The organism is Micromonospora sp. CA-244673 (genome assembly GCF_050948395.1).
Classification (GTDB): domain Bacteria; phylum Actinomycetota; class Actinomycetes; order Mycobacteriales; family Micromonosporaceae; genus Micromonospora.
Genome location: NZ_CP192019.1, coordinates 6,630,422 through 6,648,850, shown reverse-complemented (window position 1 = coordinate 6,648,850; position 18,429 = coordinate 6,630,422). Strand labels below are relative to the sequence as shown.

At 74.3% G+C, this 18,429-nt stretch carries 21 protein-coding genes; 16 read left to right on the top strand and 5 right to left on the bottom strand.

The window, feature by feature from the left end; translation table 11 throughout:
* Positions 1 to 43: 43 nt before the first annotated feature.
* The 6 genes from ACQP12_RS30565 to rraA are packed head-to-tail and all read left to right on the top strand — an operon-like array spanning position 44 to position 5,228.
* Positions 44 to 1,051: a Bug family tripartite tricarboxylate transporter substrate binding protein gene (locus ACQP12_RS30565; RefSeq protein WP_433283528.1), complete on the top strand. Its 1,008-nt coding sequence runs from the start codon at positions 44 to 46 to the stop codon at positions 1,049 to 1,051.
* Entirely contained in the window at positions 1,048 to 1,656 is a 609-nt protein-coding gene (locus ACQP12_RS30560; protein ID WP_357939045.1) for a tripartite tricarboxylate transporter TctB family protein, read from the top strand. Before ACQP12_RS30565 ends, ACQP12_RS30560 begins: the two co-directional genes overlap by 4 nt.
* On the top strand, positions 1,657 to 3,159 hold the full coding sequence (locus ACQP12_RS30555) for a tripartite tricarboxylate transporter permease (RefSeq protein WP_433283527.1): 1,503 nt from the start codon (positions 1,657 to 1,659) through the stop codon (positions 3,157 to 3,159). It abuts the gene before it with no gap.
* Positions 3,156 to 3,548 carry a universal stress protein gene (locus ACQP12_RS30550; protein WP_148430790.1) on the top strand — a complete coding sequence of 131 codons (393 nt, stop codon included), beginning with the start codon at positions 3,156 to 3,158 and terminating at the stop codon, positions 3,546 to 3,548. Before ACQP12_RS30555 ends, ACQP12_RS30550 begins: the two co-directional genes overlap by 4 nt.
* The gene (locus ACQP12_RS30545) at positions 3,549 to 4,733 is read left to right on the top strand and encodes an MFS transporter (protein ID WP_357939041.1); all 1,185 of its coding nucleotides are present in this window, start codon (positions 3,549 to 3,551) and stop codon (positions 4,731 to 4,733) included.
* An 18-nt stretch (positions 4,734 to 4,751) separates the two neighbouring features.
* Positions 4,752 to 5,228 carry a ribonuclease E activity regulator RraA gene (gene rraA / locus ACQP12_RS30540; RefSeq protein WP_433283526.1) on the top strand — a complete coding sequence of 159 codons (477 nt, stop codon included), beginning with the start codon at positions 4,752 to 4,754 and terminating at the stop codon, positions 5,226 to 5,228.
* Here rraA and ACQP12_RS30535 read toward each other — a convergent pair whose 3' ends face one another.
* Complete coding sequence (locus ACQP12_RS30535) at positions 5,229 to 6,038, bottom strand: hypothetical protein (protein ID WP_151460874.1); 810 nt, start codon at positions 6,036 to 6,038, stop codon at positions 5,229 to 5,231.
* A gap of 74 nt (positions 6,039 to 6,112) precedes the next feature.
* On the opposite strand from ACQP12_RS30535, the gene ACQP12_RS30530 reads away from it, so the two are divergent.
* Positions 6,113 to 7,057 (top strand): Ppx/GppA phosphatase family protein, encoded by a 945-nt coding sequence (locus ACQP12_RS30530; RefSeq protein WP_433283525.1) that lies wholly within the window; start codon positions 6,113 to 6,115, stop codon positions 7,055 to 7,057.
* 75 nt (positions 7,058 to 7,132) lie between these two features.
* Positions 7,133 to 7,939 (top strand): sugar phosphate isomerase/epimerase family protein, encoded by an 807-nt coding sequence (locus tag ACQP12_RS30525; RefSeq protein WP_433283524.1) that lies wholly within the window; start codon positions 7,133 to 7,135, stop codon positions 7,937 to 7,939.
* A gap of 19 nt (positions 7,940 to 7,958) precedes the next feature.
* Here ACQP12_RS30525 and ACQP12_RS30520 read toward each other — a convergent pair whose 3' ends face one another.
* From ACQP12_RS30520 to ACQP12_RS30510, 3 genes are read right to left on the bottom strand one after another with little or no spacing between them, the layout of a single operon-like run.
* Entirely contained in the window at positions 7,959 to 8,534 is a 576-nt protein-coding gene (locus ACQP12_RS30520) for a CGNR zinc finger domain-containing protein (RefSeq protein ID WP_151460872.1), read from the bottom strand.
* Positions 8,535 to 8,553: 19 nt separating this feature from the next.
* On the bottom strand, positions 8,554 to 9,720 hold the full coding sequence (locus ACQP12_RS30515; protein WP_433283523.1) for a glutathionylspermidine synthase family protein: 1,167 nt from the start codon (positions 9,718 to 9,720) through the stop codon (positions 8,554 to 8,556).
* A 1-nt stretch (position 9,721) separates the two neighbouring features.
* Positions 9,722 to 9,994 (bottom strand): hypothetical protein, encoded by a 273-nt coding sequence (locus tag ACQP12_RS30510; RefSeq protein WP_357939029.1) that lies wholly within the window; start codon positions 9,992 to 9,994, stop codon positions 9,722 to 9,724.
* A gap of 118 nt (positions 9,995 to 10,112) precedes the next feature.
* Here ACQP12_RS30510 and ACQP12_RS30505 point away from each other — a divergent pair, with 118 nt between their 5' ends.
* Entirely contained in the window at positions 10,113 to 11,033 is a 921-nt protein-coding gene (locus tag ACQP12_RS30505) for a proline dehydrogenase family protein (protein WP_357939027.1), read from the top strand.
* Between the two features lies 1 nt (position 11,034).
* Here ACQP12_RS30505 and ACQP12_RS30500 read toward each other — a convergent pair whose 3' ends face one another.
* Entirely contained in the window at positions 11,035 to 11,439 is a 405-nt protein-coding gene (locus ACQP12_RS30500; RefSeq protein WP_433283522.1) for a VOC family protein, read from the bottom strand.
* A 77-nt stretch (positions 11,440 to 11,516) separates the two neighbouring features.
* Between ACQP12_RS30500 and ACQP12_RS30495 the strand changes: the two genes are divergently transcribed.
* From ACQP12_RS30495 to ACQP12_RS30465, 7 genes are all read left to right on the top strand, one after another.
* Complete coding sequence (locus ACQP12_RS30495; protein ID WP_433283521.1) at positions 11,517 to 12,311, top strand: alpha/beta fold hydrolase; 795 nt, start codon at positions 11,517 to 11,519, stop codon at positions 12,309 to 12,311.
* Positions 12,304 to 12,873 (top strand): TetR-like C-terminal domain-containing protein, encoded by a 570-nt coding sequence (locus tag ACQP12_RS30490; protein WP_357939021.1) that lies wholly within the window; start codon positions 12,304 to 12,306, stop codon positions 12,871 to 12,873. The genes ACQP12_RS30495 and ACQP12_RS30490 overlap by 8 nt, the downstream gene beginning before the upstream one ends.
* Complete coding sequence (locus ACQP12_RS30485) at positions 12,870 to 13,205, top strand: YrdB family protein (protein ID WP_433283520.1); 336 nt, start codon at positions 12,870 to 12,872, stop codon at positions 13,203 to 13,205. Before ACQP12_RS30490 ends, ACQP12_RS30485 begins: the two co-directional genes overlap by 4 nt.
* 131 nt (positions 13,206 to 13,336) lie before the next feature.
* Positions 13,337 to 14,818 (top strand): hypothetical protein, encoded by a 1,482-nt coding sequence (locus tag ACQP12_RS30480; protein WP_433283519.1) that lies wholly within the window; start codon positions 13,337 to 13,339, stop codon positions 14,816 to 14,818.
* Positions 14,819 to 14,847: 29 nt separating this feature from the next.
* Positions 14,848 to 16,242, top strand: a complete 1,395-nt coding sequence (locus ACQP12_RS30475; protein WP_433283518.1) for an efflux RND transporter periplasmic adaptor subunit — start codon at positions 14,848 to 14,850, stop codon at positions 16,240 to 16,242.
* Positions 16,239 to 17,108, top strand: a complete 870-nt coding sequence (locus ACQP12_RS30470) for an ABC transporter ATP-binding protein (protein ID WP_433283517.1) — start codon at positions 16,239 to 16,241, stop codon at positions 17,106 to 17,108. The genes ACQP12_RS30475 and ACQP12_RS30470 overlap by 4 nt, the downstream gene beginning before the upstream one ends.
* Entirely contained in the window at positions 17,105 to 18,289 is a 1,185-nt protein-coding gene (locus ACQP12_RS30465) for an ABC transporter permease (RefSeq protein ID WP_357939011.1), read from the top strand. Before ACQP12_RS30470 ends, ACQP12_RS30465 begins: the two co-directional genes overlap by 4 nt.
* Positions 18,290 to 18,429 lie beyond the last annotated feature (140 nt).

Below are 18,429 nucleotides of genomic sequence, written 5' to 3'. Positions count from 1 at the left end.
ATCATCTTGCCGCCGGACTCATTCGAAACGGAAGAGAAACATGATGGCAACTAGGAGAAACCTGCTGGCCATGGGCGTGGCCGCCGCGACGGCCCTCGCCCTGGGAGCCTGTGGTGCCACGGCCGACAAGGACGAGGCCGGCTCCGGAAGCGACGGCAAGCCGGTCAGCGGACTGCGGATCATGGTCCCGAACACCCCCGGTGGCGGGTACGACACCACCGCCCGGACCGCCGCGAAGGTCATGGAGGACGCCAAGATCGCTACCGGCGTGCAGGTGTTCAACCTGCCCGGCGCGGGCGGCACGGTCGGCCTCCAGCGGACCGTGAACGAGAAGGGCAACGGCAAGCTGGCCATGCAGATGGGCCTGGGCGTGGTCGGTGCCTCGTACACCTCCAAGTCGTCGGCGACGCTGACCCAGACCACCCCGCTGGCCAAGATGATCGAGGAAGCCGGCGCCATCGTGGTGCCGAAGGACTCCCCGTACAAGACCATCAACGACCTGGTCGCGGCCTGGAAGGCCAACCCCAAGGGCATCGCGGTCGGCGGCGGCTCCTCGCCCGGCGGCCCGGACCACCTGCTGCCCATGCAGCTCGCCAAGACCGTCGGCATCGACCCCCGCCAGGTCAACTTCGTCTCGTACGACGGCGGCGGCGAACTGTTGCCCGCCGTCCTCGGTGGCAAGGTCGCCTTCGCCGCCAGCGGGTTCGGCGAGTTCCTCGACCAGGTCGAGGCCGGCCAGATCCGGGTCCTCGCGGTCACCAGCGAGGCGCCGATCGAGGCGCTCAAGGACGTGCCGACCCTGAAGTCCGCCGGCATCGACCTGGTCTTCACCAACTGGCGGGGCATCGTGGCGCCGCCCGGCATCAGCGACGCCGACAAGAAGGTCTGGATCGACGTGCTGACCAGGATGCACGAGTCGGAGGAGTGGAAGGCCGAGCTCAAGAAGCGCGGCTGGACCGACGCGTTCGTCACCGGCGACGAGTTCGGCAGCTTCCTCACCGAGCAGGACAAGGCCGTGGCCGACGTACTCAAGCAGCTCGGGTTGGCATGAGCGACCTGACGACGCGTCCGGACCGGGACGGCGACCTGCCGTCCCGGCCCCCGGCCGTACCGGACATCCCGGCGCAGCCGGGCCCGGAGGCCGCCGCCGACGGAGCGGAGCCGGCGCCGCGGCCCGACCGGGCCCAGTACGGCGTCTGTGCGTTTCTCGCCCTGGTCGGCGCGTTGGTCATCGTCGACGCCACGACCCGGATCGGGAGCGCGATCAACACGGCCGACCCGATCGGCCCCAAGCCGGTGCCGATCCTGCTCGGCGTGCTGCTGCTCGTCATCGCGACGATCTACGCGGTGGACGTGGCGCGCGGCGGCGCCGGCGAGCCGGAGGCCGGCGAGGACGTCGACCTGAGCCTTCCGATCGACTGGCGCACCGTGCTGCTGCTGGTCGGCGCGTTCCTGGTCAACGCCGTGCTCATCGAACGGCTCGGCTGGGTGATCAGCGGGACGATCCTCTTCTGGGGATCCGCGTACGCGCTGGGCAACCGGCACTACGTGCGCAACCTGCTGATCGCCGTCGCGCTGTCCTTGATCACGTTCTACACCTTCGCCATCGGGCTCGGCGTCGACCTGCCCGCCGGCGTGCTGCAAGGGATCCTGTAGATGGACAACTTCGCCAACCTGCTCGACGGGTTCGCCAACGTGCTGACCCCGATGAACCTGCTGTTCGCGCTGATCGGGGTGACCATCGGCACCGCCGTCGGCGTGCTGCCCGGCATCGGCCCGGCGATGACCGTGGCGCTGCTCCTGCCGGTCACCTACGGCATGGAGCCGGCCCAGGCCTTCATCATGTTCGCCGGCATCTTCTACGGCGGCATGTACGGCGGCTCGACCACCTCGATCCTGCTGAACACCCCCGGCGAGTCCTCGTCGGTGGTGACCGCGATCGAGGGCAACAAGATGGCGAAGGCGGGTCGCGCCGCACAGGCCCTGGCCACCGCCGCAATCGGCTCGTTCGTCGCCGGCACCATCGCCACCGTGCTGCTGGTGGTGGTCACCCCGCCGGTGGTGCAGTTCGCGATCAGCCTCGGCGCACCCGACTACTTCGCGCTGATGCTGCTGGCGTTCGTGTCCGTCACCGCGGTGCTCGGCGCGTCCCGGGTACGCGGCTTCGCCTCGCTGCTGCTCGGCCTGGTGATCGGCGTGATCGGCATCGACCAGTCCGGCCAGCAGCGGCTCACCTTCGGCGTGCCGCAGCTCGCCGACGGCATCGACGTGGTCGTGGTGGCGGTCGGCATCTTCGCCGTGGGCGAGGCGCTCTGGATCGCCGCGCACCTGCGCCGCAGGTCCGGCGAGGTGATCCCCGTCGGCCAGCCGTGGATGGGCAGGCAGGACTGGAAGCGGTCCTGGAAGCCGTGGCTGCGCGGTACGGCGTTCGGGTTCCCGTTCGGCGCGGTGCCGGCGGGCGGGGCGGAGATCCCCACCTTCCTGTCGTACGTCACCGAGAAGAAGCTGACGAAGCACCCGGAGGAGTTCGGTCGGGGGGCGATCGAGGGCGTCGCCGGGCCGGAGGCCGCGAACAACGCGTCGGCCGCCGGCACCCTGGTGCCGATGCTGGCGATCGGCCTGCCGACCAACGCCACCGCCGCGGTGATGCTGGCCGCCTTCGAGGGGTACGGCATCCAGCCCGGCCCGCTGCTCTTCACGCGGGAGTCCAGCCTGGTCTGGACGCTGATCGCCAGCCTCTTCGTGGGCAACCTGCTGCTGCTGGTGCTCAACCTGCCGCTCGCCCCGGCCTGGGCGCGGCTGCTGCGGATCCCGCGCCCCTACCTCTACGCCGGGATCCTCTTCTTCGCCTCGATGGGCGCGTACGCGGTCAACGCGCAGCCGTTCGACCTGTACCTGCTGCTCGCCCTCGGCCTGCTCGGCTTCGGGATGCGCCGCTTCGGGCTGCCGATCCTGCCGCTGATCGTCGGGATCATCCTCGGCCCGCGTGCCGAGCTGCAGGGCCGGCGCGCGTTGCAGCTCTCCGGCGGTGAGCTGCACGGGCTGGTCGGCGGCTGGGTGTCCTGGCTGATCTACGCCACGATCGCCGTGGTGCTCCTCTGGCCGCTGATCGGCCGGTTCGTGGTCCGACCGCTGCGCGGAAGGTTGGTGACGGCATGACGGTGCTGGTGGGGTACGTCCCCTCGCCGCTGGGCGAGGCGGCCCTGCGGGCCGCGATCGAGCAGGCCCGGTTCCGCGACGAGCCGGTGCTGGTCGTGAACACCTCGCGCGGCGACGCGTACGTCGACCCGCGGCTCGCTCAGGAGCCGGACCTGGACCGGGTGGTCCGCGAGCTGGTCGCCGCCGGGGTGCCGCACAACGTCCGGCAGCTCATGCGGGGGCGGGACGCGGCGGAGGAGATCGCCGAGATCGCCGAGCGGGAGGACGTGTCGCTGGTCGTGATCGGCATCCGGCACCGCACCCCGGTCGGCAAGCTGATCATGGGTTCGACCGCGCAGGAGATCCTGCTCCGGGTGCCCTGCCCGGTGCTCGCCGTGAAGGCCGACTGAGTGGCGCCCGGGGTCCCCGGGCGCGCCCAGACCGGCCTTCTGCTCACGCACACCGTCGCGGTGCAGGCGGTCACCTTCATGCTCCGGCCGGCGTCCGCGTACCGGGCGTTGGAGCTGGACGTGCCGGGGGCGTGGCTGGGCGTGCTCGGGGCCAGCTTCGCCGTCGTACCCCTGGTGCTGGCCGTGCCCTCCGGGCACGCCGTGGACCGGCTCGGCGAGCGCCGCGTCGCGCTCGCCGGGTCGGCCCTGCTGGTCGCCGCCGGCCTCGGCTTCGTGCTGCTCGCCGGCTCGGTGGCCGGCCTGGTCCTGGCCAGCATGGCGCTCGGCACCGCGCACCTCTGCGCGGTGGTCGCCCAGCAGGCGCTGGTCGCCAACCGCACGCCGGCTCACCGGTACGACGCCGCGTTCGGCTACTACACCTTCGCGGCCTCGCTGGGGCAGGCGCTCGGCCCCGGCCTGATCGTGCTCTTCGGCGGGGACCGCACGATCCCCGACACCCGGGCCATCTTCCTCGGCGCCACGGTGGTGGCGCTGCCACTGCTGGTCGTCGCGCTGTTCCTGCGCCCGTCCGGGCACCACCGGCAGGCCGCCGACGGCCCCGGCGCCGGTGGGCTGCGCGACCTGCTCCGCGAGCCCGGCCTGGTCCGCGCCCTCACGGTGAGCTGCGTCGTCCTGGCGGCCGTCGACATCACCCTGGTCTACCTGCCCGCGCTCGGCGCGGAACGCGGCATCGCCGCCGGTGCGATCGGCATCCTGCTCGGGGTCCGGGCGGTCGCCTCGATGGCGTCCCGGCTGCTGCTCGGCCGGCTGGTGGCGGCCCTCGGCCGGCGGGTCGTGCTGGTCGGCACCGTGGTGCTCTCCGCCGTCGGGCTGGCCCTGCTGCTGCCACCGCTGCCGTTCGCGGTCCTGGTGGTCGTGGTCGCGGTGGCCGGGCTCGGGCTGGGTGCGGGCCAGCCGCTGACCATGTCGTTCCTGGCCGAGGTGGCCCCGCCCGGGCTGCGCGGCCGTGCGATGTCGCTGCGGCTCACCGGCAACCGGCTCGGTCAGGTTGTCATCCCCAGCGCGGCCGGCGCGCTCGCCGCCGGCACCGGTGCGGCCGGCGTCCTCGGCTGCACCGCGGCCGGCCTGGCCGGCGCGGCCGTCGCCGCCACCCGCCTGCACCGGCCCGCGGATCCGAATCCCTGAGTGAAAGAAGGTACGACCATGGAGACCCCCACGACCGCCGACCTCTACGACCGGCACGGCGACGCCCTCGGCTCGTGCGACACCCAGCTACGCCAGTTCGGCGGTGTCCGGGCCTTCGCGGGCCGGGCCGTCACGGTGCGCTGCTTCCAGGACAACGCCCTGGTCAAGTCGATCGTGGCCGAACCCGGGGAGGGTCGGGTGCTCGTAGTGGACGGCGGCGGCTCGCTGCACACCGCCCTCATGGGTGACCTCATCGCCGGCACGGCCGCGGAGAACGGCTGGGCCGGCGTGGTGATCAACGGCGCGGTCCGCGACGTCGTCGCCCTCGGTGCCCTGCCCATCGGCATCAAGGCGCTCGGCACGAACCCGCGCAAGAGCGCCAAGACCGGTGCCGGCGAGCGGGACGTGCCGGTCTCGTTCGGCAACTGCGTCTTCCCGCCCGGAGCCGAGGTGCACAGTGACGACGACGGCGTCGTCGTGCTGCCGGTCGCCTGACTAGCCCTCGGTGGCCGGGTGCGGGGCGACCTGGCCCTGGCGGAGCCGGGCCGCGCAGAGTTCGGCCAGCTTCGCGTACGCGGGAGCGCCGATCAGCGCGGTCAGCTCGGGGCCGTACGAGATGTACATGGGCTCGGCCCCGACGTGCGCGTCGGTGGAGGAGGTGCACCACCAGTCCAGGTCGTGACCGCCCGCGCCCCAGCCGCGCCGGTCGAACTCGGCGAGCGTGGAGATCAGCACCTTGGTGTTGTCGGGGCGCTTGTGCCAGTCCTGGTCGCGGCGGATCGGCAGCTGCCAGCAGACGTCCGGCTTGTATTCCAGCGGGTGCACCCCGTCGCGCAGCGCCTGGGCGTGCAGCGCGCAGCCGCCCCCGCCCGGGAAGTCGGCGTCGTTGAGGAAGACGCATGGCGCGTCGACGGCGCGGGTGGCCGTCCGCCGGGCGGGGTTCTTCCCGTCGATGGTGTCGTTCTCGGTCCAGTTCTTGAAGCCCCGGCGGAAGTGCTGCCAGGTCTCCGGGGTGAGCCGCTTGACCGCCGCCCGGACCCGCTTCTCGTCGTCGCCGTCGGTGAAGAACGCGCCGTGCGAGCAGCAGCCGTCCGCGGCGCGGCCCGCGACGATGCCGTGGCAGCCCCGGCCGAAGATGCACGTCCAGCGGGAGAGCAGCCAGGTCAGGTCGGCCCGCACCAGGTGCTTGGCGTCGGCGGGGTCGACGAACTCGATCCACTCCCGGGGGAAGTCCAGCCCGACCTCCCGGCTGCGCGGGTCGTCGGGGTCGTCCACCAGCACGTGAAGCTCGATCTGCCCAGTCACCCGGACCAGCGTACGCGGGGTGACCCCGCCCGGCTGGCGAGCCGGCGAAACGTGTTGGCCCTAGGGTCGTCACCATGCGACTGGGTGTTCTCGACGTCGGCTCCAACACCGTGCACCTGCTGGTGGTCGACGCCCATCACGGCGCCCACCCCTGGCCCGCGCACTCGGAGAAGGTGGTGCTCCGGCTGGCCGAGCAGATCGGCCCGGACGGCGCGCTGACCGACGTGGGCGCGGACGGGCTGGTCAAGGCCGTCAGCATGGCCCGGGCGGCGGCGGACGGGCTGGAGGCCGACGACCTGCTGGCCTTCGCCACCAGCGCGGTCCGCGACGCCACCAACGCCGGCGAGGTGCTGGCCCGGGTCCGGGACGAGTCCGGCGTACGCCTGGAGGTGCTCTCCGGCGCGGACGAGGCGCGGATGACCTTCCTGGCGGTGCGGCGCTGGTTCGGGTGGTCCGCCGGCCGGCTGCTCGTCATGGACATCGGCGGCGGCTCGCTGGAGCTGGCGGCCGGCATCGACGAGGGCCCGGACGTGGCGGTCTCGCTGCCGCTGGGCGCGGGGCGGCTGAGCCGGGAGCGGCTGAAGATCGACGCGTCCGGCACCGTCCCGCCGTCCCCCGAGGCCGTCGAGGAGCTGCGGGAGTACGTCGACGCCCAGCTCGATCCGGTGGTCGAGCAGCTCACCGAGGTCGGTTGGGAGCGTCCGGTGGCCACCTCGAAGACGTTCCGGACGCTGGCCCGGCTGGCCGGCGCGGCACCCTCCGGAGCCGGGCTCTGGGCGCGGCGCAGCCTCACCCGCACCGGGCTGCGGCAGGTGCTCGGGTTCATCCGGCACATCCCGCCGGCCCAACTGCCCGAGCTGGAGGGGGTCAGCGCCCAGCGGGCCCACCAGCTCCTCGCCGGAGCCGTGGTGGCCGAGGCGGTGCTGCGCCGGCTCGACGTGGACAGCGTGGACATCTGCCCGTGGGCGCTGCGGGAGGGGGTCATCCTGCGCCGGCTTGATCAGCTGGCGCCGGTGTGATCTCGGCGGCCGTTTTACGTCTTTCGCGGCTGCTCGTCCCGATGCGCGGTGGCGGGTGCGGCTACCCTGAGGGGTGTGACTTCCCGCGTTCCGGTGCTCCTGTCCACGTCCTCGGTCTTCCCTGAGCGGACCGCGGCGGCGTTCCAGCTGGCCTCGACGCTCGGATACGACGGCATCGAGGTGATGGTCTGGACGGACCCGGTCAGCCAGGACCCGGGCGCGCTGCGCGGCCTCGCCGACCACTACGGCGTCCCGGTCCTGTCGGTGCACGCGCCCTGCCTGCTGGTCACCCAGCGGGTGTGGAGCCCCGACCCGTGGGAGCGGCTGCGCAAGGCCGCCGAGCTGGCCGAGACGCTGGAGGCGCCCACCGTCGTGGTGCACCCGCCGTTCACCTGGCAGCGCGACTACGCCCGCAACTTCGCCGACGGCCTCGACCGGATCGCCGGCCGGTTCGGCGGCCTGCGCTTCGCCGTCGAGAACATGTACCCGGTGCGGATGGCCGGCCGCCAGTTCGTCCCGTACGTCCCGGGCTGGGACCCGACCGACACGGGCTACGCCGCGTACACGCTGGACCTGTCGCACTGCGCGGCCTCACACACGGACGCCCTGGCCATGGCCGACCGGATGGGGCCCGCGCTGGCCCACGTGCACCTGGGCGACGGCACCGGCGAGGGGCGCGACGAGCACCTGGTGCCCGGGCGCGGCGGCCAGCCCTGCGGGGAGCTGCTCCGCTCGCTGGCGGGCCGGGGCTTCGCCGGCTCGGTGGCGGTCGAGGTCACCACCCGGGGCGCGAAGAGCCGCGCGGTCCGCGAGGCGGACCTGCGCGAGTCCCTCGAGTTCGCCCGGGCCAACCTGACCGCCCCCTCCCCGGTCGACGCCTGACGCCGGGGAGCGTCGGAGGTCAGCTGACCGGGGTGAGTGGTTCCGGCTGGGTCGGAACGGTCACCTGGTCGCCCACGGCCGCCCGCTTGCGGGCCCGGTGCGCGGCCACGTGCGAGCGGGTGGCGCAGCGCTCCGAGCAGAACCGCCGGCAGCAGTTCGACGAGGTGTCCAGGTAGACGTTGCCGCAGCGCTCGTCGGCGCACACCCCGAACCGGGCGCTGCCGTACTCGCAGAGCCAGACCGACAGCCCCCAGACCGCGCCGGCCAGGTATTCGGAGCTGACCGAGGCGCCCCGGCTGGTCACGTGCATGTGCCAGTCGGAGGAGTCGTGGCCGGAGATGCGCGGCTGGACGGGGAACGCCTCCAGCAGCGTGTTCAGCTCCGTCACCGCCTCCGCGTCCCGGCCCGAGGTGCCGTACTCGAAGACGTCGCGCAGGCGCTTCTGCGCCCGCCGGAAGATTGCCAGGTCCCGGTCGGCGACCTCGTCGCGCATCCACGCGTTGTCGTCGGGGAAGATGGCCCGCAGGTCGTCGAGGTCGTCCAGGCGGGCGTTGACGAGATCAACACCGGTCCGGGCGTACGCGTCGAAGTTCACGGCACCAACGGTAGACGACTCACGGGGTACGCGGCGCGTCGATGTAGTGGGGCAGGAACCGCGCGTAACCGTCCGTGATGAGGCTCTCGCTCTCCCGGAGGCCCGCCCCGGCCGACTCGCCGTCCACGATCCAGCTGCCCAGGACCATCCGGCTGCCCGCGAACTCGGGCAGCGCCCGGAACTCCTGGTAGCAGAAGCCCTCGTCGCCGTAGATCCCCGGATTGGTGATCTCGGTGCCGCCGGTGACGATGCGCACCGAGCCGCCCTCCCGCCCGAGCAGCGGCTTGGCCACGTACCCGGTCATCCCGCGGGGCGAGTCCAGGTAGGCGGGGAGCAGGTACTCGTGCCCCGGGTAGAGCTCCCACAGCACCGCCAGCAGCGCCTTGTTCGACAGCAGCAGCTTCCAGGCCGGCTCGATCCAGGTGGTCGGGGTGCCCGGCGCCAGCGCCGGCGGCCCGTACGGCTCGGCCAGCATCCACTCCCAGGGGTAGAGCTTGAAGCAGGTGCTGATCGGCCGGTCGGCGGCGTCGACGAAGCGCCGCCCGTCCCAGCCGACCCGCTGGATCGGCAGGAGCGTGACGTCCAGCCCCGCCTGGCGGGCGGTCTCGGCCAGGTAGCCGGCGGTGATCTGGTCCTCGCCCGACTCCTCCTCCGCGGACCACACCACGTGCACCCGCGGGTCGTGCAGGCCGGCGCCGATCTTCGCCCAGGCGCCGACCAGCCGCTCGTGCAGGCTGTTCCACTGGTCCGCGTCCGGCCGGGTGTGCTCCAGCCAGTACCACTGCACGATGCTCGCCTCGACCAGCGCTGTCGGGGTGTCGGCGTTGTACTCGAGCAGCTTCGGCGGCCAGCTGCCGTCGTACCAGAGGTCGAAGCGGCCGTAGAGGGTCGGCGGGCCCTCCCGCAGCGACCGGGCGACCGCCTCGGCGGCCCACTCCGGGATGCCGAACTCGGCGTATCGGTTGCGGGCCACCACGTGCTCGGCGGCGGCCACCGACATCCGGTGCAGTTCCTCGGTGGCCTCCTCCAGCCGGAGCACCTCGTCCAGCTCGAAGGCGTACGCGGCGGTCTCGTCCCAGTACGACATGACCCCGCCGTCGGGCAGCTCGGTGTCGACGTACACCAGGCCCTGGGCCCGGACGGTGGCGTCCCAGTCCGGGCGCGGCGTGCTGGCCTCCCGCCGCACGTCAGCCCCCGCAGGAGGCGAGGTGGGTGCCGAAGCCGCCGCGCTCGGGCAGCGCCGCGCCGACCGGCGCCGCGATGTCCCGGGCGGCGGTGACCGGCGCGGGGACCCGCAGGGTGACGGCGACCGTGTCGCCGCCCCCGCCCGCCGGACCCAGGGCGCAGTCGTCATCGTCGTCGTAACCGTTGTTGCAGCCGGACAGGGCGAGGGCCAGGGCGGTCAGGGCGCCGAGCTGCACGGTGGCCGACCGGAGCCGGCGTCGGGGGCGTCGTTCCACGTGATCGTTTGTAACGGATCGCCGCCAGCCGGGCCGCCCCGCGGCCCCGCCGGAACGCTGCGTGACGTTGCCCGCCGCCCCCCGGCGCGGGCCCACCGCCGGGCGTTACGCTCGGCTCATGCTCCGTTCCGTCATCCTCGCCGCCTCCCGGTCATCCCAGGTCGAGCGGCTCGTCGCGACGGCCCCGTTCACCCGGGACGTCGTCCGCCGGTTCGTCGCCGGCGCCGGCACCGACGACGCGCTGCGCGCGACCCGCGCGCTCGTCGCCGACGGCCAAGCGGTCACCCTCGACAACCTCGGTGAGGACACCGTCACCCCGGAGCAGGCGAACGCCACCCGGGACGAATACCTCAAGCTGCTGCGACTGCTGGGTGCCGCCGGGCTCACCCCGGCCGCCGAGGTCAGCGTCAAGCTCTCCGCGCTCGGGCAGATGTTCGACGAGCAGCTCGCGTACGACAACGCACGGGCGATCTGCGCGGCGGCCGACGCGGCGGGCACCACGGTCACTCTGGACATGGAGGACCACACCACCACCGACTCGACCCTGGACATCCTGGCCAAGCTGCGCAAGGACTACCCGTCGACCGGCGCGGTGCTCCAGGCGTACCTGCGGCGGACCGAGTCGGACTGCCGTGAGCTGTCCGGCGCCGGTTCCCGGGTGCGGCTCTGCAAGGGCGCGTACAAGGAGCCCGAGTCGGTGGCGTACCAGTCCGCCCGCGAGGTCGACAAGTCGTACGTGCGCTGCATGAACGTGCTGATGTCCGGCGACGGCTACCCGATGCTGGCCACCCACGACCCGCGCCTGATCGCCATCGGCGAGGACCGGGCCCGCTGGTTCGACCGGGGCCCGGAGCGGTTCGAGTTCCAGATGCTCTTCGGCATCCGCCCCGAGGAGCAGAAGCGCCTCGTCGGCGACGGCTACACCGTGCGCACCTACGTCCCCTACGGCGACCAGTGGTACGGCTACCTCATGCGCCGGCTGGCCGAGCGCCCGGCCAACATGGTGTTCTTCGGCCGGGCGCTGATGTCGAAGAAGTGAGTCAGTCGTTCGACCAGGTCCGGGTGCAGAGCACCAGCCGGTAGCCGTCCGGATCGGCGAACGTCACCCCCCACAGGTCCCAGTACGGGCCGGCGGAGACCCTGGTCCCGCCGGCCCGTTCCAGTCGGTCGGCCAGTTCGTCGTCGACCGGCCCGTCGAGGTAGAGCACGAACAGGTCCTCCTCGGTGGGGCGCGGCGCGACGGCCGGCTGGGCGCCGCCGACCAGTTCCAGGTGCCAGCCCGCGCCCGGCCAGCCGAGCATCACGAGGTCGTGCGTGCCGGGCCCGTCGGCGGTGCTCCGGTAGAGCACGTCCAGGCCGAGGCCGTCGGCCCAGAACCGTTCGGCGGCGGCCAGGTCGCGGCTGGGGCGGGCAAGGCGTACGTGGGTGTCTGCGGAGAGCGGCATGGGCGAGATCCTCTGACCTCCACCCGACTTGAGGTCAATCCTTGACAGCCAAAGCTAATGCCATTAGCTTTATGGCTATGACGATTAGCCAGGTGGCGCGGGACGGCGGAACCATCGCGTACGAGGTGCACGGCGACGGGCCGCTCGTGGTCCTCTCGCACGGCATGGGGGAGAACCGGGCGACCTTCCGGCACCTGGTGCCCCGGCTGGTGTCGGCCGGCTACCGGGTCGCGTCCGTCGACGTGCGCGGGCACGGCGACTCCAGCCCGCACTGGCCCAGCTATGCCCCGGCCCAGGTGAGCGGCGACCTGCTCGCCGTGGTCCGGGCGCTCGGCGGCGGCCCGGCCACCCTGGTCGGCAGCTCGTCCAGCGCCGCGCCCGTGGTCTTCGCCGCCGCCGACGCCCCCGAGCTGGTCAACGGCATCGTGCAGATCAGCCCGTTCGTCGCCCCGCCGAAGCCGAACCCGGTGCTGCGGGCGGCCCAGGCGGTCGTGCTGCGCAGCCCGCGGCTGTTCGGGATGTTCCACCGCACCCTGTTCCCGTGCGGCCGGCCGGCCGACGACGCCGCGTACCGGAAGGAGATGGTCGCCAGGCTGCGCGGCCGCATGGACGCGGTGCGCGGCGTGGTGGCGCCGGTCGACCCGCACTGGACCGCGCGGGCGCGGGAGGTGCGGCAGCCGGTGCTGGTCCTCATGGGCACGAAGGACCCGGACTTCCCGGACCCGGGCGCCGAGGCGCGGGCCGCCCGCCGGCAGTTCACCACCGCCGAGGCGCGCATGATCGCCGACTCCGGTCACTACCCGCACGCCGACCAGCCCGAGGCCACCGCCGGTGACCTGCTGGAGTTCCTGGCGGTGACCACCCGTGCCTAGGGCCGGCCTGACCCCGCAGACCGTGGTCCGCGAGGCGGCCGTGCTCGCCGACGAGGTCGGTTACGACCGGCTCACCCTGGCCGCGCTCGCCGCCCGGCTGGGCGTCGCGCTGCCCAGCCTCTACAAGCACGTCAGGGGCGTGGACGCACTGCACCAGAAGCTGGCCGTGCTGGCGACCGCGGAGGTCGCCACGGAGCTGACCACCGCCGCCGCGGGCCGGGCCGGCGGCGACGCCCTGCGCGCCACCGCCGCCGCCTTCCGGGAGTACGCCCGCCGGCACCCCGGCCGCTACCCGGCCACCCAGCGGGCCCCGGACCCCGACGACCCCGAACACCTCGCCGCCGCCGAACGGGCCGTCGGCGCCATCTACGCGATCCTGCGCGGGTACGACCTCAGCGGCGACGCCGCGGTCGACGCCACCCGGATGTTCCGGGCCGCCGTGCACGGCTTCATCACCCTCGAGGCTGCCGGCGGGTTCGGGCTGCCCCGGGACATCGACCGTTCCTTCGACGAGATGGTGGCGGCGCTGGACACCGCGTACCGCAACTGGAGGTCCCGGTGAAGGCAGCCCTGGCCGCGCTCATCTTCCTGCTGGAGTTGGCCCTGCTCGCGGCGGCCGGCTGGTGGGGCTTCACCCTCGACGCCGGCTGGCCGGTGCGACTGCTCGCCGGGCTCGGCGCGCCGCTGGCGATCACCGTCGTCTGGGGGCTGTTCTGCTCGCCCCGGGCCAGCGTGGCGCTGCCCGCGCCGGCCAAGCTGGGCGTGCAGGCCGCCTGCTTCGTCACCGGCGGGGTGCTGCTCGCCCTGGCCGGGCGGCCGGTGCCGGGCGCGATCCTGGTGGCCCTCTGGGCCCTGGACAAGGCCCTCCTCACCCTCTCCGGCGAAAAGATCTGACCCGCCCCGGCCGCGGGATCTTGGACGATTTCGGCCCCCATCGGGGCCACTTCCTACCAAGATCTCCCGCGGCGACCGGGGTGGCGCGCGGGGCGCTTCCCGGATCGCCCGATTGGTCGTACCCTTCGCCGGTGACCGACGGTGACGAGCAGCCCGCCGGGCCGGCGGCGAGCGGCGACGACCAGCCGGCCACCGCGCCGCGGGACGGTGACCGTTCGGCGGAGCAGCCGACCGCTGTCGAGGCCGGCGATGCCGCCACCGGGACGCGCCCGACCGATGACCTGCCCACGGCGGCCGGCGTCCACCCGCTCGTCGGCGGTGACGGGCCACCGCCGGAGACCGTGCCGCAGCTTCCGGCCACGCGAGGCCGGCGGTGGCGGCTCTGGGCCGCCGTCGGGCTGGTTCTCGTGCTGGTGGCGTGCGGCGTTCCCGGCGTACTCCTGCTCGGGCTGGTGCGGGACGCGGCCGGGCGGCCGGCGGCGGAGCGGGACGGCCGCGGCACAGCGGCCGAGCGCCGCCTCGGCGAGCGGATGGCCGCCCAGCTCGACCGGCAGGCCGCCGCGCTGCTCGACGGTGACCGGGCCGGCTTCCTCGCCGTCGCCGAGCCCGCCGCCCGACCCGCGCTGACCCGCCGGTACGCGGCGCTGCGCGCGCTCTGGGTCACCGCGTGGCGGCCGGCGGCCGACGGGGTGCCGGTCGCGGTGGACCGGCGGCCGGGGGAGTGGCGGCTGGCGGTGACGGTCGGCTACTGCTTCGTGGTGCCGGGCTGCACGCCGGGCAGCGTCGAGCTGGGCACCCGGTGGCGGGTGACGGGCGACGAGGCGGAGCCCCGGCTGGTCGCCGTCGAGGAGTCCGGGGCGACCCCGGCCGGCGCGCGGCCCTGGGAGGTCAGCGACCTGGCCGTGGCGGTCGGGAAGCGGGCCGTGGTCGCCACCACCCCGGCGCTGCGGGCCAAGCTGCCCGGCCTGCTCGCCCAGGCCGAGGCCGCCGCCAAGGTCGCCGACCTCTACGCGGTGGCCGGCGCGCCCCCGGACCGCTACCTCGTCTACTACGCCGGCCGGGCCGAGTGGCAGCGGTGGTACGGCGGTGGCCGGCCGAAGTGGACCGCCGGCTACGCGGTCGGTGTCGGGGGCGGGCACCACGACGTCGTGCTCAACGCGCAGAGCCTGACCCCGACCGGCGTCGACGACCTGCTCCGGCACGAGCTGACCCACGCCGCCTCGCTGCCCGACCGGGGCTACGCGGACCGGTCGAGCTGGTGGCTCGTGGAGGGGCTGGCCGAGTACGCGGGCGCGGACGGCCAGCTGGTCGACCGCTACGAGGGCCTGGCCGAGGTCCGCAAGCTCGTCCGCGGCGGGTGGAACGGCCGGCTCGACGCCCTCGCCCCGGCCGACGACGCCGCCGACGACCGGGTCGGCGGGGCCTACGGCATCGGCTACCTGGCGGTGCGCCACCTGGTCGACCGGTACGGGGAGCAGCGGGTCCTGGACTTCTTCCGGGCCGTGGTGCACGAGCGGCGGTCGATGGCCGAGGCCGCCGACGAGGTGTTCGGCGACCCCTGGTCCGGGCTGCACGACGACTGCGTCGCCTACCTCCGCGCGGCCGCCGGCTGAGACGTCGACGCTGGTCGACGGGTCGTAGCATGGGCCGGGTGGCCCGCACCCCCTCGCCGCGGCTGCCCGCGGCCCGCCGCCCGCGCCTCCTCGTCGCCCTGCTCGCCGTCGTCGCGCTGACCGGCACCACCGCCGCCTCGTGCGCCGACGACCCGCCCGCGGTCACCGTGGCCGAGGTGGGCCGCTCCCCGGTTGCCGAGGTCATCGACGCGCCGGCCACGGTGACCGCCCGCGCCGCCGCCACCCTCACCGCTCCCGCCGACGGCACCCTGGCCAGCCTGCGCGTCCAGCCCGGACAGCGGGTCACCCGGGGGCAGGTGCTCGCCGTGATCGACTCCCCGGCCGCGCGGGACCGGCTGAAGCAGGCCCGCGAGGCGCTGCGCGCGGCGAAGCGGGCCGGCCGGGGTGTCGGCGCCGGCGACCTGGGCGGGAGCCGGCGGGACACCGACCGGGCCGCCGACGAGGCGTTCGCCGCCGCCCGCAAGGCGGCCGGGAAGGTCGGCGATCCCCAGCTGCGGTCCGCGCTGCTGCTCCAGGTCGAGTCGGCGCAGCAGCAGTACGCGTCGGCCGCCCGCGCCGCCGACCGGGCGGTCAGCGCCGTGCAGCGCGGGGTGGCCGGGCTGAACAGCGCCGTCGGCGCGCTGTCGACCGCGCAGCGCCTCCAGGCCCAGCAGGCGTACGACCTGGCGAAGGCGACGGTGGACGCGTTGACCCTGCGCGCCCCGGTCGCCGGGGTGGTGCAGCCGGGCGGGACCCGGGCGGCCACTCCGACCGACCTCAGCGGGCTGCTCGGCGCGGCCGGGGGCGGGGTGCCCGGTCTCGACCCGTCGGCCCTGGGCGCGGCCGGGCAGGGCGGCCCGCCGGCCGGGGTGGACGACGCGGTGCCGGCCGGTGGCCGGGTGACCGCCGGCACGCCGGTGCTGACCGTGGTGGATACCGGGCAGCTGGGCCTGCTCGCCGAGGTGGACGAGACCGACGTGCTGCTGGTCCGCGCCGGGCTGACCGCATCGGTGGAGCTGGACGCGGTGACCGGCGCGACGTACGACGCCACGGTCCGCTCGGTGGACGTGCTGCCGACCAGCTCGGCCCGGGGCGGGGTCACCTACCGCGTGCGCCTCGGGCTGGGCGCCGGGCGGCTCGGTGAGGGGGAGGCCGCCCCGACGCCCCGCCCCGGCATGAACGCCGTGGTCCACCTCCGGGTCCGTGAGGCGGCCGACGCGGTGGCCGTGCCCGCCTCGGCGGTCTTCTCGGCCGACGGGCGGGACGCGGTCTGGCTGCTGCGGGACGGGAAGGCCGACCGGGTGCCGGTGACCGTGGGCGTGCAGGGGCAGGATCTCGTGCAGATCGTCAGCGGCGTGCGGGCCGGTGACCGGATCGTGGTGCGCGGCGCCGACCAGGTCCACGTCGGCCAGGAACTCCGGTGACCGTCGCCGCGGTCGAGGCGGTCGACGTGTCCCGCACGTACGAGCTGGACGGGGTGTCGGTGCCCGCGCTGCGCGGGGTGTCGCTCACCATCGGGCCGGGCGAGTACGTGGCGGTGATCGGGCCCTCCGGCTCGGGCAAGTCCACGCTCATGCACCTGCTGGGCGGGCTGGACCGGCCCACCGGCGGCCGGCTCGTGATCGGGGGCCGGGACGTGGCCACCCTGACCGCGCCGGAGCTGGCGACACTGCGCAACGAGACCATCGGCTTCGTGTTCCAGGCGTTCCACCTGCTGCCCCGCACGTCCGCGGTGGACAACGTGGCGCTGCCCCTGGTCTACCGGGGCGTCGGGGCGCGGCAGCGGCGGGAACGGGCCGCGGCGATGCTCGGCCGGGTCGGGCTGGGGCACCGGCTGGGCCACCGCCCCAACCAGCTCTCCGGCGGCGAGCAGCAGCGGGTGGCGATCGCCCGGGCCCTGGTCACCGATCCAGCGGTGCTGCTCGCCGACGAGCCCACCGGCAACCTGGACAGCGCCACCGGCGAGGCGGTGCTGGAGCTGCTGGAACAGCTCAACGCCGAGTCCGGTGTGGCCCTCGTGATGGTGACCCACGACCCGGAGGTGGCGGCGCGGGCCCGCCGGCGGATCGCCGTCCGGGACGGGCTGATCCGCTCCGACACCGTTCATGATCGACCGCTGTCGGGCGGCGACGGTCGACCTGCGACACTGGACGCCGCTCCCAGCGCGGAGCCCCGGTCCGCGTCCGGAAGCGGCCCGGGGCACCCGTCCGGTGGCTCCGGTGGCGCCACCGGAGCCACCGGACGCCTTCCGCGGGACGGCGGGCCGGGCGCGCCCGGGGGTGCCGCGTGAGGCTGGCCGAGGCCTGGCGGGTGGCGCTGGACGCGCTGCGGGCCAACCGCATGCGCAGCGCCCTGACCATGCTCGGCGTGATCATCGGGGTCGCCTCGGTGGTGCTCCTGGTGGCCATCGGCACCGGCACCAAGCAGAAGGTCGAACAGCAGGTGGAGGGCCTCGGCTCGAACCTGCTCCTCGTGGTGCCCGGCAAGCTCGACGTCGGCACCGCGCCGGTGGTGTCGCCGCTGGACCTCAAGGACGTGGACGCCGTCTCCCGGGTGGTCGGCGACCCCGGCCGGGTGGCCGTCACCATCGCCTCCGGCGCGACCGCCCGGGCCGGCACCCGGTCCGACTTCACCACCGTGCAGGGCGTGCTGGAGACCACCCCCGCGGTCTTCACCCGCTCGCTGGCCCGCGGCCGCTACCTGACCGGGGCGGACGTGGACACCAGCCGCCGGGTGGCGGTGCTCGGCGCGTCCGTGGCCCGGGCGCTCTTCCCCGACCGGGATCCGCTCGGCCAGCAGGTCACCCTGGCCGGGGTCCGGTTCCGGGTGATCGGCGTCTTCACCCCGCTGGGCCAGAGCCTCGGCGTGGACCGGGACGACGAGGTGCACATCCCGGTGACCGCCGCGCAGCGGCTCTGGGGCACCCAGCGGATCGACGGCATCGCGGTCAAGGCGCCCGACCGGGAGCGGATCGACCAGCTCGGCGACCGGATCGTCGCCGAGCTGTCCCGCCGGCACCCGGACACCGAGTTCAGCGCGGTCACCCAGCAGCAGATCCTCGGCGTGCTCGGCGACATCCTCGGCGTGCTCACCGGGGTGCTGGCCGCCATCGCCGGCATCTCGCTGCTGGTCGGTGGCGTCGGCGTCTCCAACATCATGCTGGTCTCGGTGCGCGAGCGGACCCGCGAGATCGGCCTGCGCAAGGCGGTCGGCGCGCGCCCCCGGGACATCGGCGTCCAGTTCCTGCTGGAGGCGGTGCTGCTCACCTCGATCGGCGGGCTGACCGGGATGGCGCTCGGCGTGGGCACCGCGCTGCTGGTGGACGCGGTCTCGCCGATCCCGGCGGCCATCACCTGGTGGTCGCTGGCGCTCGCCTTCGGGGTCTCGGCGGCCGTCGGGATCGTCTTCGGCGTGGTGCCCGCCCAGCGCGCCGGCCGGCTCGACCCGGTGGTGGCGCTGCGCGCCGAGTGAACGGGACGGGCCACCCGTCCGGGCGAAAAAGACCAGCTCAACACGGGGTGAACGGGGCACCTTCCATGATCAAAGGGAGGAAGGGATCGCGCCGGTCACAGCCGTCCCGCTACCGTACTGGTAACACGCGCGTCGCTCGT